This is a genomic window from Streptomyces sp. NPDC028419, from assembly GCF_055565515.1.
Genome location: NZ_JBVHUE010000007.1, coordinates 114708 through 130590 on the forward strand (window position 1 = coordinate 114708; position 15883 = coordinate 130590).

Consider the following 15883-nt stretch of genomic DNA (forward strand, 5'->3'; position numbering starts at 1 on the left):
TCGGGCGGGGTCCGCGGCGCGGGTCAGTCACGGCCGGCCACCCCGTCCGGCTCCGCGGCGGCCATCAGGACCACCTGCGCCTCCCGCTCCGCGTCCGCCCGTCCGGCCGGCGCGGTGAGGCGCGCGACCTCGGCGAGGAAGGCCCGTGCCCCCTCCTGCGGGCCGATCAGCGGGATGCCGCGCCGGGCGTAGTCGCGCTCCAGCTCGGGCGTGACCATGCCGCCCGACTCGGCGGCCCACGGCCCCCAGTCGATCGCCAGCACCCGGCCGGGGAAGGTGTCCGCCCAGGCGTGCGCGAAGCCGTCCAGGGCGTCGTTCGCGGCGGCGTAGTCGCACTGGCCGCGGCTGCCGAAGGCGCCGGCGACACTGGCGAACAGGACGAGGAACGAGGGGGGCGGGGTCGAGCCGTGCTCGGCGGCCGCGGCCGCCAGGTGCCGGGCCCCGGCCACCTTCGTCGTGAACACCTCGGCGAAGGCGGCCGGATCCTTGTCGGCCAGCAGCGCGTCGCGCAGCCTGCCGGCGCCGTGGACGATGCCGTCGAGCCGGCCGTGCCGGGCTCGTACGTCGGCCACGACGGCCCGCACCGCGCTCTCGTCGGTGACGTCCGCGCGGTGGTAGCGCACCGAGGCGGCGCACCCGGCGAGGGCGCGCAGCGTGGCGCGGATCTCGCGCTCGGCGAGGATGCGCGAGGCGGCCGCCTCGATCTCGGCGGGCCTGCGCAGCCCGGCGGAGATCAGCGCCGCGCGGAGCGCGACCCGGTCGTGCGCCTGGGCGAACGCGGCCTCCTCGGACCCCGGTTCGGCGCTGCGCCCGAGCAGCTCGACGTGGCAGCCGGTGGTACGGGCCAGCGCGAGGGCCGCGCGCGCCGTGATCCCGCGGGCGCCGCCGGTCAACAGCACCACGTGGTCCGGGCCCAGCGGCAACCGGTCGGGATCGGTGGCGGGGTCGACGTCCGCCGGGACCGTGCGCAGGCACACCCGGACCCCGTCGGTGCCGTACCCCACGGACACCGGACCGCCGGGGACGTCGAGTTCGGCGAGCAACCGGGCCGCGAGCCGGTCGGGCCGGTCCTTCGGGTCGACGTCCACCGCGCGCAGCAGCACGCCGGGGTACTCCAGGGCCGCACTGCGCGCGAAGCCGTGCAGCCCCGCCCCGGGGGTCGGATCGGCGCCGCCGCCCGCGCGGTGCCCGAACCTCCCCCCGCCCCCGCTGACCAACAACAGCCGCGGCACCCCGCCGATCAGCGCCCGCCGGATCGCCGCGAACCTCCCGGGCAGCACCGCCTCGGCCCCGCCCCGCAAGGCACTGAGATCCACCAGCCCGTCGAAGCCGCCCGGCCCGTCCGACCCACCCGTCGGGGTCACCGAGGCCGGTGCCTCCGGGCGGTCGGGCAGGCCGTGGACCTCCGCGCCGCGGGCGCGCAGGAGGGCGGTCAGCGCCAGGGCCACGCCCTGGCCGTCTCCGACGATGCCGTAGCGCTGTCCGGTCAGGTCGTCGCCCGCGGGCCGGGTCGGCTCGGCGGGCACCACGGCCGGCGTCATCCGTCGCACGCGGACCCGGTCCCGTACGGGCTCCGGCGGTCGGTCCTGGGTCCGCGTCGACCGCTCCTGCGGTGCGCCCCGGGCGGGGCCGCCCTCCCCGGTCGGTGCCGGGTCGGGGTCCGCGGCCCGGCGGGTCGTGATCCATTCCACGATGCCGCGCAGGGTCTTGATCCGGGCCAGCTCCTCCACCGCGGACTCCGCCGAGCCGTCGGCGGTGCGGGGGAGTCCGATCCGGTCGGCCAGGGCGCCGATGATCTCGACGCGCTTGATGGAGTCCACGGACAGGTCCGCCTCCAGGTCGAGTTCCGGGTCCAGCATGTCCAGCGGGTAGCCGGTCCGCCGGTGGACGATGTCGAGGACCACCTCCATCACCTCGGCGGCCGTCACGACGGCGGGGGCGGCCCGGTCCGCCACGGCCGTCGGCACGGCCGCGGCGGCCACGACTTCCGGTGCGGTGGTGGTGGCGGCCCGGGCCGCGGGGACCACCGCGCCGGTAGCCGAGCCCGCGCCCGCACTGGCACTGGCCCCCGCGCCCAGGAAGCCGAGCAGCACGTCCCGCTGGGCCGCGACCAGTTCCCGGGTGCCGTCCAGGTACGCCAGTACCGCCGCTTCCCGGGCGCCGGCGTCGCTCCCCGCCGGCCCGGGCACCTCGACCGCCGGGGCAGGAGTCACCCGGCGCGCCGGCCGCAGGCCGCCCGCCACCGGTTCGCCGTCGGCGGTGCGGACCAGGTGGCCGTCCACCAGCCAGCCCGGCCGGCGCGGAGCCCGCTCCGGCAGGGCGGCGGTCCGCCCCCGCCACAGCGCCTCCGGCGCCACCGGTACGCCCGCGGCGACGAGCTCCGCCAGCGCGGTCACCAGCCGGACCAGTCCGGGCTCGCCCGGCACCTCCAACGGGACGACCGCGCACGGCCGTTCGGGACCGAGGATCTTCTCCACCAGAGCGCTGAGCACCCGCCCGGGCCCGGCCTCCACGAAGGTCCGCACGCCCGACGCGTACATCGCCTCGATCTGCTCCACGAACCGCACGGGACGGGCCACTTGACGCGCCAGCTCCTCCCGCACCGCGTCGGCCCCCGGCGGATACGGGCGCGCGGTGGCGTTCGACCAGACCGGCACGACGGGGTCGGCCACCTCCACGGCGGCCAGTTCGGCGGCGAGGGCGTCGGCCGCCCCGGCGACCACCGGGCTGTGGAAGGCGCAGGCCACCGGCAGCGGTTGGGCCGAGAGCCCGGCGCCCCGCAGCTCCCGCACCGCCGTGTCCACCGCGGCCGTCGGGCCCGACACCACGCACTGGCGGGGCGCGTTGTGGTTGGCCACCACGCAGCCCGCCCGCTCCGCGATCGCCCGGACCTCCTCGGGCGCGCCCGTCACGGCGGCCATCGCCCCGGGATCAGCCCCGGCCGCGTCGAGGATCGCCCGGGCCCGGCGCGCGCTCAGTCGCAACAGGCCGTCCGTGTCGTAGGCGCCGGCCGCCCACAGGGCCGTCACTTCGCCGTACGAGTGCCCCGCCACGCAGTCGGGCCGTACGCCGAACTCCGCGAGCAGCAGGTGCGCCGCCGCCCCGGCCAGCCCGAGGGCGGGCTGTGCGATCCGGGTGTCGGTCACCGCGTCCCGCAGGCCGGTGCGCTCGGGCCCGGTGAAGGCGGTCGGCGGGAACATCGCCGACGTGACCGCCGCGGGAGCCCGGTCCAGCAGCCCGCGCAGCGCCGGGAACGCCACGAAGAGGTCGCCCAGCATGCCCGGCCGCTGACTGCCCTGGCCGGGGAAGAGGAAGGCGACCCGCCCGGGGTCGGCCCCCTCCGGCCGGACGTACACCCCCTCGCCCGAGGCGAAGGCGCGCGCCCGCTCCAGCCGGTCCGCCAGCTCCCGCGGCCCGCTCGCGAGCACGGCCACCCGCACCGGACCGGAGCCGCGCGCCGCCTCCGCCGCCAGGTCCCGCAGCGCCCACGGCCGCCCGGCGCCCTCGTTCTCCTCCAGCCGGGCGGCGAGGGCGGCCATCGCCCGCCCGGCGGCCCGGCGGTCCGCGCCCCGGAAGCAGAACAGCTCCACGGGCCAGGCCGCCACCGCGTGCCGCGGCTCCCGCGCCCCCGCGTAACCGGCCAGCACCGCGTGGTAGTTGGTTCCCCCGAAGCCGAAGGCGCTGACCCCCGCGAACCGCCGCCCCACCGGCACCGGCCACGGCCGGGCCTCGGTGTCGAAGCGGAACGGGCTCGACGCGCCCTGCCAGGCCGGGTTCGGCGTGCTCAGGAGCGCGGTCGGCGGCCGCACGCCCGTGTGCACCGCCCAGGCGGCCTTGATCAGCCCGGCCAGCCCCGCCGCGCACTTGGTGTGCCCGATCTGCGATTTGACCGACCCCAGGGTGCACCCGCCGGCCCGCGCTCCCGCGTCGGCGAACACCTCGCTGAGCACGGTCAGTTCGGTACTGTCGCCCACCACCGTGCCGGTGCCGTGCGCCTCCACGAGCCCCACCTCGGCCGGGGTGACGCCGGCCCGCGCGTAGGCCCGCTCCAGGGCCCGGCGCTGCCCCTCCGGGCGGGGCGCGGTCAGGCCGAGGGAGCGGCCGTCGCTGGACGCGCCCACCGACTTGATCACGGCGTACACCCGGTCGCCGTCCCGCTCCGCGTCCGCCAGCCGCTTGAGCACCAGCGCGCCGACGCCCTCGCCGAGCGCGATCCCGTCGGCGCCCGCGTCGAAGGGCCGGCAGCGCCCGCCGGGGGAGAGCGCCCGCACGGAGGCGAACATCAGGTAGTCGTTGATCCCGTTGTGCACGTCCGCCCCGCCGCACAGCACCATCTCGCTGTCCCCGTCCCGCAGTTGGCGGCAAGCGAGGTCGAGGGCGGCGAGCGAGGAGGCGCAGGCGGCGTCGACCGTGCAGTTCGCGCCTCCGAGGTCGAGCCGGTTCGCGACCCGCCCCGCGATCACGTTGGCGAGGACGCCCGGGAAGGAGTCCTCCGTCAGCCGCGGCAGCTGCTCGTCCAGCGCGGGCGGCAGCGCGCCCAGGTACGCGGGGTGCAGGGCGCGCAACCCGTAGGCCCCCGCCAGCTCCGTACCGGCCTCCGCGCCGAAGACCACCGAGGTGCGCGCACGGTCGAAGGCGCGCCCCGCGCCGTAGCCCGCGTCCGCCAGGGCCCGGGCGGAGATCTCCAGGGCCAGCAGCTGCACCGGCTCGATCCCGGACAGGGAGGAGGGCGCGATGCCGTGCGCGAGCGCGTCGAAGGGCAGCGCCGGCAGGAACCCGCCCCAGCGGGACGGCGTGCGCTCCCCGGCCCGGGCGGGGTCGGCGTCGTAGTACAGCTCCGGGTCCCAACGCCCGGCCGGGACCTCCGTCACCGCGTCCGTCCCGGCGAGGACCTGGGCCCAGTAGGCGTCGAGGTCGGGCGCGCCCGGATAGGCGCAGGCCATGCCCACGATCGCGATGTCCAGCGGATCGCCCGCCCCGTCGTCCCCGCCCGACTCCGCGGCCCGCGCGAAGTCCCGGGCCCGCTCCTGGAGCAACTCCGAGGCGCCCGTGGTCACCTCGCGGTGCAGCGCGGCCACCGTCGTGGTGCCGCTGCGCAGCGTCGCCGCCTGGCCGAGCATGAACAGGCCCTCGGCCCGCTGTCGTTCCTCGCCGACCGGCTCCGGAGCCGTCCCGCCCACCGGGTGCCCCAGCCCCTTGCTGGCGATCCGCAGCCGCCCGAGGTTGAGCCGTTCCAGCTCCTCCCACATCCGGCGCGGCTCGACCCCCTCCCGCTCCAGGCGCCCCCGGGTGCTCGCGAAGGCCCCGGCGTACGGGGTGGGCGCGCAGCGCGTGGCGTGTCCCGGCGCGGTGTGCAGCAGGACGGTGTCCGTGCACTCCAGGGCGGCCCGCTGGAAACCGGGCAGGACCGCGCCCGCCGCGACGGCCTCCTCGGTGAACAGGTACGCCGTGCCCATCAGCACCCCGAACCGGGCGCCGCGCTCCACGAGCGGCGCCGCGGCGGCGGCCGCCATCGCCGCGGACCGGGCGTCATGGATGCCGCCCGCGAACAGCACGTCCAGGGAGCCCGGTTCGCCGTCCGCGAGCAGCAGCTCCACCTGCTCCTCCCACAGCGGGAAGGAGGCGCGCGGCCCCACGTGCCCGCCGCACTCCAGCCCCTCGAAGACGAAGCGCCGCGCGCCCTCGGCGAGGTAGCGCTCCAGCAGCGCGGGCGAGGGCACGTGCAGGTGGGTGGCGATCCCCGCCGCCTCCAGGGGCGCGGCCTGCGCCGGACTGCCGCCGGCGACGATCGCGTACGGGGGGCGTACGTCGGCCACCGCGGCCAGTTGCTCCCGGCGCAGCTCGGGCGGGGCGAAGCCGAGCAGCCCGACCCCCCAGGGGCGACCGGCCAGCCGGTCGGCGGTCTCGGCCAGCAGCCGACGCACGTCCGCGCCCGGCATCACCGCGAGCGCCAGGTACGGCACCCCGCCCCCGTCCGCCACGGCCTCGGCGAAGGTCGCCTGGTCGCTGACCCGGGTCATCGGCCCCTGGGCGACGGGGAGGTGGGGGCGGTCGGGGCGCGGGCGCAGGGGAGCGCAGCGCGCCGCCGCCCCCGGCCGCTCCACGACGGTGGTCCGGACGGCCTGGAGCACCCCGCCCGTGGTGCGGTGGCGCGCCGCGAGCCGGGCGGCGAAGGCTCCGTCCTGGCCGACGGGCAGCAGCTGCCGCGCGAGGTCGCGGGCCCCGAGCAGGAGCGCGGCAGGCCCCTCGGGCAGCGGCAGGTCGGGTCGCGCGTACACCCGGTGGCCGTCGGTGAGCCTGGTCTGCGAGGCGTCCATCCCCCGCAGCGCGTCGCCCACTTCGGCGGGCAGCGCGGCCTCGCCCTCGGTGGTCAGGGCGAGTTGCGCGTCGAGCACCACCCCGGCGGCCCCGCCCGCGACGGCGGCGGCCGCGGTGTGCGGGCCGATCCCGCCGCAGGCCAGTACGGGCACCGCGATCCGCGGGTCGCCGAGCAGTTGCTGGAGCAGTACGAAGGTGGTGGAGTCGCCGACCCGGCCGCCCGATTCGTGCCCCCGGGCCACGAGCGCGACCGCCCCCGCGGCGACCGCGGCGACGGCCTCGTCGCGTCCGGTGACCTCCGCCCAGACCCGCCGCCCGGCCCCGGCCCAGTGGTCCGGCGCCGTCCGCGGGTCCGCCAGCAGCACGGTGTCCACCTCGGCGGGCAGGTCGGCGGGGCCGAGCGGGCAGCCGTGGGGCACCCGGACCCCGTACGGGCGACCCAGCAGCCGGGCCAGCTCGGTGAAGGCGCGCCGGGCCGCGGCGGGGTCCCGGCCGAGGTCGAGGAGGCCGAGCGCCCCGGCCCGCTCGGCGGCGGTCACGATCCGCTGGTTGGGCTCCTCGAAGGGGCTGAGCGCGACCACCAGGTCACGGGTGGCGGCGGACGGAGCGGCCTGGGGGGTCACGGGCGTTCCTCTTCCGGTGGGGGGCAGAATCAGTGCTGTGTGACATGTCGCGGTGCGTGGTGATGCTGGAGTGACGCGGCGCGGCAGTGCGTTCGGCATCGGGCGGCCGGGACGCCCGGACGGCGACACGGACCGGGGTCACGGACCGGGGCCACCGGGGTGGCGGGGCACGGGGCGGGCCGTGCCGGCCACGGTTCGGGCGTCCGCGGTTCGGGTGTCCGCGGTGCGGACGTACGGGGTTCGGACGTACGCGGTTGCGGGCGACCCGCCACGGACCCGGCGGGCTTGAACGGTGGTCGCATTCCCTGACGCCGCGATGCATCGTGCGGTCGGCGTCCTGCACTGTCAACGGGCATGCGGAGGAGGGGCTTTCGCACCCGTCGATTTCCGGACCGCCGCGCCGGAGCCCGCCGGCGGGCCCGGATCCGGCCGCTGGCAGCGGGCTGGCCTGCAGGTTCGTCCGCGGGGGGGCGGGACCCGGCGGTGCGCGGTTCGGCCCGCCGGCCCGGAGCGAGTCATGCCGTGGCGGTACGTCTTGTCGCCGACCGGGCATGACAGCCGCCCGGGGGCGGGAAGTTGTTCACCCCGCATCCCCTTACACCTGGGTCATCGCGCGGTTACCGTCCGGTCATGACCCCCACACTCGCGCAGCTTCGCTACTTGGTCGCCGTCGCGGACTGCCGTTCCATCACCAGCGCCGCGGCCTCGGTCTTCGTCGCCCAGTCCGCGCTCTCCCGGGCCGTCCAGGCCATGGAACGGGACCTGGGAGTGGAGTTGCTGGCCCGCCGGGGGCGGGGGGTGGACCTCACTCCCGAAGGGGCCCGGGTCGTGCGGCTCGCCCGGACCGTGCTCGACGCCGTCGAAGCGATCGACGACATCGGCGCCGCCACCACCGGCGGCGCCCGGGCCACCCTCGTCGTCGTCGCCACCCCCACGCTGGCCCTGGACCTGGCCGCCGACCTGGTCCCCGCCTTCACCGAACGGCATCCGGGCATCGACGTGCGGCTCCAGCAGTACGACAGCCGCGAGGTGCTGACCCGGGAACTCCTCGAAGGGCGGGCCGAGCTGGCCCTGGTCGACCTGCCGGTGGACAAGGAGCTGACGACCCACCACATCCAGGAGCGCGAGGTGGTCCTGATCTCCCCGCAGGGCTCCCGACTCCCCGATCCGCTGCCGTTCCGGGTGCTCGACGGGCTGGAGATGGTCCTGCCGTCGCCGGGGACGGGCCGGCGCACCGAGATGGAGGCCATGTTCAGCTGCCTCGGCGTCCGTCCCGTGCCCTGCCTGGAGGTCGACGAGCGGCTGGCCTGGGTGACCGGCGTGACGGACGGGCGCGGCTCCCTGATCTGGTACCGGGACGTGGTGGCGCGGGCCTTCGGGCACCGGGCCGAGGTCCGGTCCTTCACGCCGCCGCTGCTGCGGCCCGTCAGCATCGCGCACGCGCGGCGGCCGCTCAGCCGGGCGGCCCGCGCGTTCATCGCGCACGCGCGACACAACGCGCCGGTCCGGGAGCCGGCCCGCTGACCCCGGGTCCGCGCACCCGGGCGCGCCATGCCCGCCCGGCATCGAACCATGCTCAAACAGGGGGCGGACCGCCCTGGTCCACTGGATGACGGGCCGTCACATTGTGCGCATGCCTCGACTCCTCACCTCCCCCTGGGTGGCCGCGCTGGTGACGGCGGCCCTCGCGACGGCCCTGCCCGCAGTGGCCCGGGCGGCCGGCGGCGACCGCCCCGTCCCGTCCGCCGCCCCCGCCGCGGCGCCGGCGTCCGCGCCCGAGAAGAAGTGCGCCATGCCGGGCGGGCTCACCGAACTGAGCGGCCTCGCCGCCAGCCACAAGCACCCCGGCATCCTCTACGCCGTCAACGACAGCGGGAACACCAACCAGGTCTTCGCCGTCGACTGCTCCACGGCCACCGGGCAGCTCAAGGCCACCTTGACCGTCTCCGGGGTGCCCAACACCGACTGGGAGGCCCTGGCCCTCGGCAAGGACGCGACGGGCGCCACCGTGCTCCTCGTCGGTGACATCGGGGACAACTTCGCCGGCCGGGCGGAGATCACCGTCCACAGCTTCCCCGAACCCGACCAACTCGTGAACGCCGCCGTCACACCGGTCAGTTATCGCTTCGCCTACTCCGACGGCAAGCACGACGCGGAGTCCCTGCTGGCCGACCCGCTCACCGGGCAGTTGTACGTCGCCAGCAAACTCATCGGAGCCGCGGGCCAGTTGTACAAGGCGCCCCTGCCGCCCCGGCCCGGTCAGGTGAACACCCTCACCCCCGTACGGCCCGGCCCCGTGTTCGCCACGGATGGCGCGTTCTCACCCTCCGGCACCACCTACGCACTGCGCAGCGGCGGGCCGTTGGGCGCCAACACCGCCTCCGTGTACGACGCCTCCTCGGGGGCCAAGCTCGCGGACGTCCCGCTCCCCGCGCAGTCGCAGGGCGAGACCGTGACGTACGCCGACTGCTCGACCCTGCTCGTGGGTTCGGAGAACGATCCCCAGATCTGGCGCGTCCCGCTCCCGCCCGAAGCCGCCCCGGGCTGCGCCGCCACGCCGACCCCGACGCCGACGCCGACCCCCACCCCGACCTCGGGTGACCTCAAGGTCACCGACCCCGGCCCGCAGACCTGCAAGTTCAACCAGACCTGCACCCTCCAACTGACCGCCACCGGCGGCCGCGCCCCGATCCGTTGGAGCGCCACGGGCCTGCCCCTCGGCCTCACCCTCGACGCCGCCACCGGCCGCATCACCGGCAAGCCCTGGAGCAGCGGAACCACCCGGATCACCGTCACCGCCACCGACACCACCCCCACCAGCGCCACCACCACCTTCCCCCTCACCGTCACCTGGTTCTGAGGCGGAACGCGGCCGCGGCACCGGGATCCGCCGGAATCCCGGTGCCGCGGCCGATGGATCCGGGCGCTAGTTGCCGAACACGGTGCTGCCGTTCAGGATCCAGGTGGCGTTGTCCGAGAGGGTGGACCAATCCCCGCTGTTCATCTTCCTCCAGGGGCCCGTGCGCTCGGCGCAGGCCCGCCCGTCGCAGACCGTGACCCGGACGGCGTAGTAGTTCGCTCCACTCACGTCGTAACACCTGGTCTGCGCGAAGTGCTGGTTGGAGGCGATCTGCACCTCGCATCCCGCGGCCGCCGCGTTGGCGGGCGTGATGACCGACACCTGGCCGGGGCCCGCGGCGCTCGCCGGCATCACGGCGGCCGCCGAGGCGGCGATCATGGAAGCGGCCACGACGGCGGCCTTGCGTATGAACGACATGTGGGGGGTCTCCCGTTTCGACGTTCGGCCGCCGGGCGGCAGCCGCGGCAGAACGCTAACCGAACGGGATCGGGTATCAAGGGAGTTGGAACAAGTGCAGCGATCAGTTCCGGCGATCGTCGAACCGCGGTTCAACCACCGCCCGGCGGGGAGAGCTCCGTGCTCAGCCAGCCGAGGGCGTCCGGATACATCCCGGCCCAGGTCTGGAAGTTGTGACCGCCCTCCGGGCGGACCAGTGTCTTGACCCGGACACCGGTGCCCGCCGCCGCCTTGACGAAGACGTCCAGCTGCTGCGGCGGACTGTCCTTGTCCTGCGCCGAGGTGGCGAGAAAGAGCCCGACGTCCGCCTTCCGCGCGTGCCGTACGAGCCACATCGGGCTGTTGCGCTCCCGCAGCACGGGGTCCGCGAGCACCTCCGCGTCCCCGGTCAGCGGGTCCGGGTCCAGCGCGACGCCCGCCGCGAAGACCTTCGGATACTGCAAGGGCAGCTTCGCGGCGCAGAACGCGCCCGTCGAGACGCCCATCAGGCCCCACCCCTTGGGCTCGGGCAGGGTCCGGAAGTTGCGCGCGACCAGCTCCGGGACGTCATCCGCGAGCCAGGTGGCGACCTCGTGCCCCGGGGTGTCGCTACAGTCCGTGTTCACCCCGCCCGGGTAGATCTCCGGCATCACCAGGATGAAGGGGTGCGCCGCGCCGAGCTGCACCAGCTGTTCCAGCGCGCCCGGCATGGACCCCAGCTCCAGCCAGGACCGGGGCGATCCGGGGTACCCGTGCAGCAGCGTCAGCACCGGGAAGCGGGTCTTCTCCGCGCCGGGGGCGTCGTACTCCGGGGGAGTCCACACGATCACCTGACCGGCGAGCTTGGAATGGCTGCCCCGGAAGTACGTGCTGCGGGTGCCGTCCCCGCCCAGGGTGAACCTGGCGCGCCCCGGCGGCGGCCCGGTCATCACGGAGGAGCCCTGGCCGTTCTCGGTGCCGAGCAGGTCGTCCCAGGAGGCGTAGAGCCCGTAGCTGCCGTTGATCCAGGTGGCCACCACGCAGATGGCGGTCAGCTGGCAGAGCCCCAGCATCAGCAACCGCGCGGGCCACCGCACCCAGGCCGGGCCGGGGACGCGGTTCCACAGCACCAGCGCGGCCAGCATCGCGAGCGCCGTGACGACGACCAGCGTGACGAGGAACGACGTGCTGGTCAGCTCCACGGCATCGGCTCCTGACGTGCGTGACGCGCCCGCCGGCCCCGGTGCGACGCCCCTGTCCCGCCAATCTACGACGGGCGGGCGCCCCCGGCGCGGCGGGCGCGCGGGAGCCGGGTGGTCGTCCGCGGGGTGCGGACAGCGCTCAGGCGGGGCGCACCCGGACCGTCACCGCGTGCCAGCCGGTCGCCCCGTCCGGGACGGTGTCGGAGCGCAGCCCCGGCTGGACGGCGCCCGTCCCGTCCGTCGCGCGGACCTCCACGGTGTGGCGGCCGGCGGCGGCCGGCCACTCCCACACCCACTGGCGCCAGGTGTCGGTGCCGTCCTCGGCCCCGAGCCGGGCCTCCTGCCACGCTCCGCCGTCGACCCGCACCTCGACCCGCGCGATCCCGCGGTGCTGCGCCCACGCCACCCCGGCCACCGGCACCCGGCCCGCGCGGGGCTCGGCCGAGGGGCGCGGGGTGTCGATGCGCGACTGGGTCTTGACCGGGGCCCGGGCCGCCCAGGAGCGGCGCACCCAGTACGCGTCGTAGGCGTCGAAGGTGGTCAGCCACAGCTCGCGCAGCCACTTGCAGGCCGAGACGTACCCGTACAGGCCCGGTACGACCATCCGCACGGGGAACCCGTGCCGGAAGGGGAGCGGCGCGCCGTTCATCCCGACGGCCAGCAAGGCCTCCCGGCCGTCCATGACGGTCTCGACGGGGGTGCCGAGGGTCATCCCGTCCACGGAACGGGCCACTAGCTGGTCGGCCGGCCCGCCCCGGGAGGGCGGCCGGACCCCGGCCTCGCGCAGCAGGTCGGCGAGGCGCACGCCGAGCCAGCGGGCGTTTCCCGCGTACGGTCCGCCGACCTCGTTGGACACGCACGTGAGCGTGACGTCGTGCTCGACCAGCGGTCGGGCCAGCAGCTCCCGCAGGTCGAGGCTGAGGGGCCGGGTGACCCCGTCCCCGTGGACGTCCAGCCGCCAGCCGTCCGCGTCGATCCGGGGGACCACCAGGGCGGTGTCCACCCGGTAGAAGTCGGCCACGGGGGTGAGGAACGCCGACACCCCGGGGACGCCCACGTCGGCGCCGGCCGGCACCGGCGGCGCGGGCCGTGCGGGCGGCGGCAGCCGCAGCCCGGCCCGGGAGGCGGTCGCGCCGGCCGAGCCGTGGGCGGTCAGCCGCCGGCCCGCGTACCCGGCCGCGGCGGACCCGGCCAGCGCGGCGGCGGCGATCCGGCCGAAGCCCCGCCGGTCCGGTCCCCGCGCCGGCTCCCCGTCCGCGCCGGAGCCGGGCGCCCGCGGGGCGCCCGGCGGCGCGGTCAGCGCGCCGGTCAGCAGGTACAGCGCCCCCATCGCGCCGGCCCCGCCCGCCAGCGAAGGCAGCGCGTCCTGCCAGGTCGCCTCGGGTCGGCTCAGCGCGGCCACCGCCCCGACGGCGGCGAAGCCGCACACGAGGGCGACCCCGGCGGCGCGCCGCCGCAGCGCGAGGACCCCGGCCGCGGCGGCCACCAGCGCCAGGACCACGAGCACCCCCAGCAGCAGCACCGTCTTGTCCGCGGTGCCGAACTGGCGGACCGCCCAGTCCTTGACGGCGGCCGGAGTGCGGTCGACCAGCGCGCCCCCGACCGCGGTGACCGGGCCCGATTCGGGTCGCACGGCCGCCGCGGCCAGTTCCGACAGGCTCAGGCCCGCGCAGCCGGCGACCACACCGCCGAGGGCGCCGTAGACGCGTTGCCGTCGCTGTCCGACCGCCTTCACACGGGTCATTCGGAGCCACCGCCCGCCCGGTTCGGTGCGACCGCCGCACACCCGACGACCGCTCAGGCGGTGGGGAAGGCCAGCACCATCAGGGGCGGCGAGGTCGGGGCGGGCGAACCGCCCGCCGGTTCCAGGGTGACACCGATCCCCGTGGCCGCGCCCACCGGGCCCGCCAGCAGGGCCGGGGCGTCGGGCCGGGCCGGGTCCATCAACCCCGCCGGGCGCATCGACCCGGCCGGATCGGCGAACCACAGCTGGTAGACCCGGCCCGCGGGCGGGGCCACCATGCCCGCGGCGACGAAGGCCGCCCGGTCCCGCTCCCGCGAGAGCACCACCGTCCCGGTGGCGCCGCCGGTGGCGAGCCGGCCCGTGGCCAGCCGGGCGTCCGGTGCGGACAGGATCCCGACCAGGTCGGCGGCCCGGGCCCGCGCGGTCCGGGCCGCCCGCGCGGCGTCGTCCGCCCGCTGGTACTGCCACAGCGCCAGCCCGCCGAGCCCGGCCGCCGCCGCGAGGCACGCGGCCAGCGCCCACCGGGTCCACCTGCCCGATCGGCCGGGCGCGCGGTGCGCGGGTCCGGGTGCGGGGGTCCGTACGGGGGGACCCTCGGCCCGGATGCGCTCCAGCACGGCGTCGCGCAGCTCCGGGGGCGGGGGGACGGCGACCGCGAGGGCGAGCCGGGCCGCCGCCCCGGACAGCTCCCGCACCTCTCGCCCGCAGCTCGGGCAGGTCTCCAGGTGCGCCTCGAAGGCGGCGCGCTCCACCGGGTCGAGCGCGTGCAGGACGTACGCGCCGGTCGCCCCGTGCGGGTCCGCGTGCCCGGCCGCGTCCGCGCGGCCCGAGGCGGTTCCGTCCGTGCTCATTCCCCGCTCACCCCCAGGCAGCCCCGCAGCCGCAGCAGTCCGTCGCGCAGCCGTGTCTTGACGGTACCCAAGGGCACCGACAGCGCGTCGGACACCTCGCGGCAGGTGAGCCCGCGGTAGTAGGCCAGGGCGATCGACTGGCGCTGCAACTCGGTGAGCGCGGCCAGGCAGCGGCGCACCCGGTCCCGCTCCAGCCGGTCCTCCACCGCCTCGCTGACCTCGTCGAAGGCCGGCAGCGCGGCCTCCAGGCGGGCCGCCCGGCGGTCCCGGTCGGCGGCGGCCTGCGCGGAGCGGACCCGGTCCACGGCCCGGTGGTGGGCCATCGTAAGGATCCAGGCCATCGCGCCGCCCCGGTCGCCGCGGTAGCGCCCGGCGGTGCGCCAGACCTCGACCAGCACCTCCTGGGCCACTTCCTCGGCCTGGGCCCGGTCGCGCAGCACCGCGCGCGCCAGGCCCAGGACGGAGCCGCCGACCGCCTCGTAGAGCGAGACGAAGGCGGCCTCGTCCCCCTCGGCGACCCGGCCGAGGAGGGCGGACAGGGCCCCGTCGCAACGCAGCGCGTCTTCCACGGGGCGATCCTGCCACCGCCTGGCGGGCCGTACCCGTCGACGCCGCCCGGCGATCGGCCGGGAGTCGCCCGCTACAGGCCGACGGAGGTCGGCGGCGGCGGGACCCAGCGGCCGGTGCGCGGCGGCCGCACGTCGTACTCGGTCTTCAGCTCCGCCGGGATCGCGTGGTGCATGACGCGGCCCCGGGTCAGCGAGGTCAGTTCGAAGCCGGCGAGCAGGGAGCCCGCCTTGTCGAGCGCCCACTCCGCGTACGGGCTGCTGTCCTCGATGGTCTCCAGCAGTCCGAGGACGACGGGCACGGCCTTCGCCGCCGTGTCCCAGCCGCTGCGCGGGATCTCCAACCAGTCGGCGATGGTGTCCCCGACCAGGAACCGGATGGTGGCCGGCACCATCGGGTCGAAGAGGGTGCCCGGCACCACGTCCTCGTACATCCGCATCAGCTGGGCGTTGAGCGCGACGCCCTCGGGGGAGGGGCCGAGGTTGCGCAGCAGGTACAGGTCGCAGTAGGCGCGGGCCTCGGTGAGGTTCTCCGGGACGGACGCCATGTCGCAGCCGAGCATGTACGCCACGACCCGCCAGGCGTAGAAGTAGGCGTCGGCGCCGTCCTCGCTCATGTGCACCCCGAGCCGGTGCATGGCGTCCAGGACCAGGATCGAGAAGCAGATCTGACCCCCGATCATGTCCTCCTGGCAGATGGGCAGGCCGTCCCGGGCGACGTCCCAGTGGCCGCCGCTGCGCAGGTGGTGGCGGATCGCCGCGTGCAGCAGCCGCACCTTCTGGGCGGCCGGGATGAACTTGCTCCCCTCGGCGAAGGAGTTGGTCTGCATGAGGTAGGTGACGAACTGGCCCGTGTTCGCCATCCGCCGGGAGGGGTAGGAGAGCGAGTGCGTCGAGGACAGCAGCCGCGACAGCCGGGGGATCGCGTAGGTGGCGGGCATCGCCGCGAAGGACAGGCCGGTGTTGATGTGGGCCGCGTTGTCCATGAAGAACAGCCGCGCCTGCTCCATGACGTCCCAGTCCACCCAGCTGGGCGGCATGGCGGTCGCCTCGAAGTACGCTGCGGCGGCGGCCGGGAGCTTCTCGGGCAGCTTGTCCCCGGTGGTGGAGAAGAAGCGCATCAGCGTGTTGAGGTCCCCCACCTCCTTGCGCTCGAACATCGCGGCGACGGTCTCGTCGGCGAGCGGGTCCCCCTGCTCGCGCAGGGCGTCGAGGACGGCGTCGTCGTAACGGGCGCGGGGTGGAGCGGTGGTGTTCGCGTTCACGTGAGTCCTTTGAGTCCTTCTCTTCGGTACGGGGGATGGG

Annotated in this window: 9 protein-coding genes; 2 read left to right on the forward strand and 7 right to left on the reverse strand. The window is 76.4% G+C overall.

Going from position 1 to position 15883, the window contains the following annotated elements; translation table 11 throughout:
* Positions 1-23 precede the first annotated feature (23 nt).
* The gene (locus tag ACZ4UB_RS10955) at positions 24-6941 is read right to left on the reverse strand and encodes an SDR family NAD(P)-dependent oxidoreductase (RefSeq protein WP_468069758.1); all 6918 of its coding nucleotides are present in this window, start codon (positions 6939-6941) and stop codon (positions 24-26) included.
* A 630-nt stretch (positions 6942-7571) separates the two neighbouring features.
* On the opposite strand from ACZ4UB_RS10955, the gene ACZ4UB_RS10960 reads away from it, so the two are divergent.
* Together ACZ4UB_RS10960 and ACZ4UB_RS10965 are read left to right on the forward strand one after the other, a co-directional pair.
* Positions 7572-8465, forward strand: coding sequence for a LysR family transcriptional regulator (locus ACZ4UB_RS10960; protein WP_468069759.1), 894 nt, complete (start codon positions 7572-7574; stop codon positions 8463-8465).
* A gap of 109 nt (positions 8466-8574) precedes the next feature.
* Positions 8575-9801: a putative Ig domain-containing protein gene (locus tag ACZ4UB_RS10965; RefSeq protein ID WP_468069760.1), complete on the forward strand. Its 1227-nt coding sequence runs from the start codon at positions 8575-8577 to the stop codon at positions 9799-9801.
* A gap of 66 nt (positions 9802-9867) precedes the next feature.
* Here ACZ4UB_RS10965 and ACZ4UB_RS10970 read toward each other — a convergent pair whose 3' ends face one another.
* The 6 genes from ACZ4UB_RS10970 to ACZ4UB_RS10995 form a co-directional block, all read right to left on the reverse strand.
* Entirely contained in the window at positions 9868-10218 is a 351-nt protein-coding gene (locus ACZ4UB_RS10970) for a hypothetical protein (protein WP_468069762.1), read from the reverse strand.
* A 131-nt stretch (positions 10219-10349) separates the two neighbouring features.
* Entirely contained in the window at positions 10350-11417 is a 1068-nt protein-coding gene (locus ACZ4UB_RS10975; protein WP_468069764.1) for an alpha/beta hydrolase, read from the reverse strand.
* Between the two features lie 139 nt (positions 11418-11556).
* Positions 11557-13161 carry a molybdopterin-dependent oxidoreductase gene (locus tag ACZ4UB_RS10980; protein ID WP_468069765.1) on the reverse strand — a complete coding sequence of 535 codons (1605 nt, stop codon included), beginning with the start codon at positions 13159-13161 and terminating at the stop codon, positions 11557-11559.
* A 53-nt stretch (positions 13162-13214) separates the two neighbouring features.
* Positions 13215-14012, reverse strand: a complete 798-nt coding sequence (locus tag ACZ4UB_RS10985) for an anti-sigma factor (RefSeq protein WP_468069767.1) — start codon at positions 14010-14012, stop codon at positions 13215-13217.
* Positions 14009-14581, reverse strand: coding sequence for an ECF RNA polymerase sigma factor SigK (gene sigK, locus ACZ4UB_RS10990; protein ID WP_468069768.1), 573 nt, complete (start codon positions 14579-14581; stop codon positions 14009-14011). The genes ACZ4UB_RS10985 and sigK overlap by 4 nt, the downstream gene beginning before the upstream one ends.
* 71 nt (positions 14582-14652) lie before the next feature.
* Complete coding sequence (locus ACZ4UB_RS10995) at positions 14653-15843, reverse strand: oxygenase MpaB family protein (protein ID WP_468069769.1); 1191 nt, start codon at positions 15841-15843, stop codon at positions 14653-14655.
* Between the last annotated feature and the right edge of the window lie 40 nt (positions 15844-15883).

Excerpts from the sequence above, each read along its gene's own strand:
- ACZ4UB_RS10970 (WP_468069762.1), bottom strand. The coding sequence starts at position 10,218 with ATGTCGTTCATACGCAAGGCCGCCGTCGTGGCCGCTTCCATGATCGCC.
- ACZ4UB_RS10965 (WP_468069760.1), top strand. The coding sequence starts at position 8,575 with ATGCCTCGACTCCTCACCTCCCCCTGGGTGGCCGCGCTGGTGACGGCG.
- ACZ4UB_RS10985 (WP_468069767.1), bottom strand. The coding sequence starts at position 14,012 with ATGAGCACGGACGGAACCGCCTCGGGCCGCGCGGACGCGGCCGGGCAC.
- ACZ4UB_RS10960 (WP_468069759.1), top strand. The coding sequence starts at position 7,572 with ATGACCCCCACACTCGCGCAGCTTCGCTACTTGGTCGCCGTCGCGGAC.
- ACZ4UB_RS10980 (WP_468069765.1), bottom strand. The coding sequence starts at position 13,161 with ATGACCCGTGTGAAGGCGGTCGGACAGCGACGGCAACGCGTCTACGGC.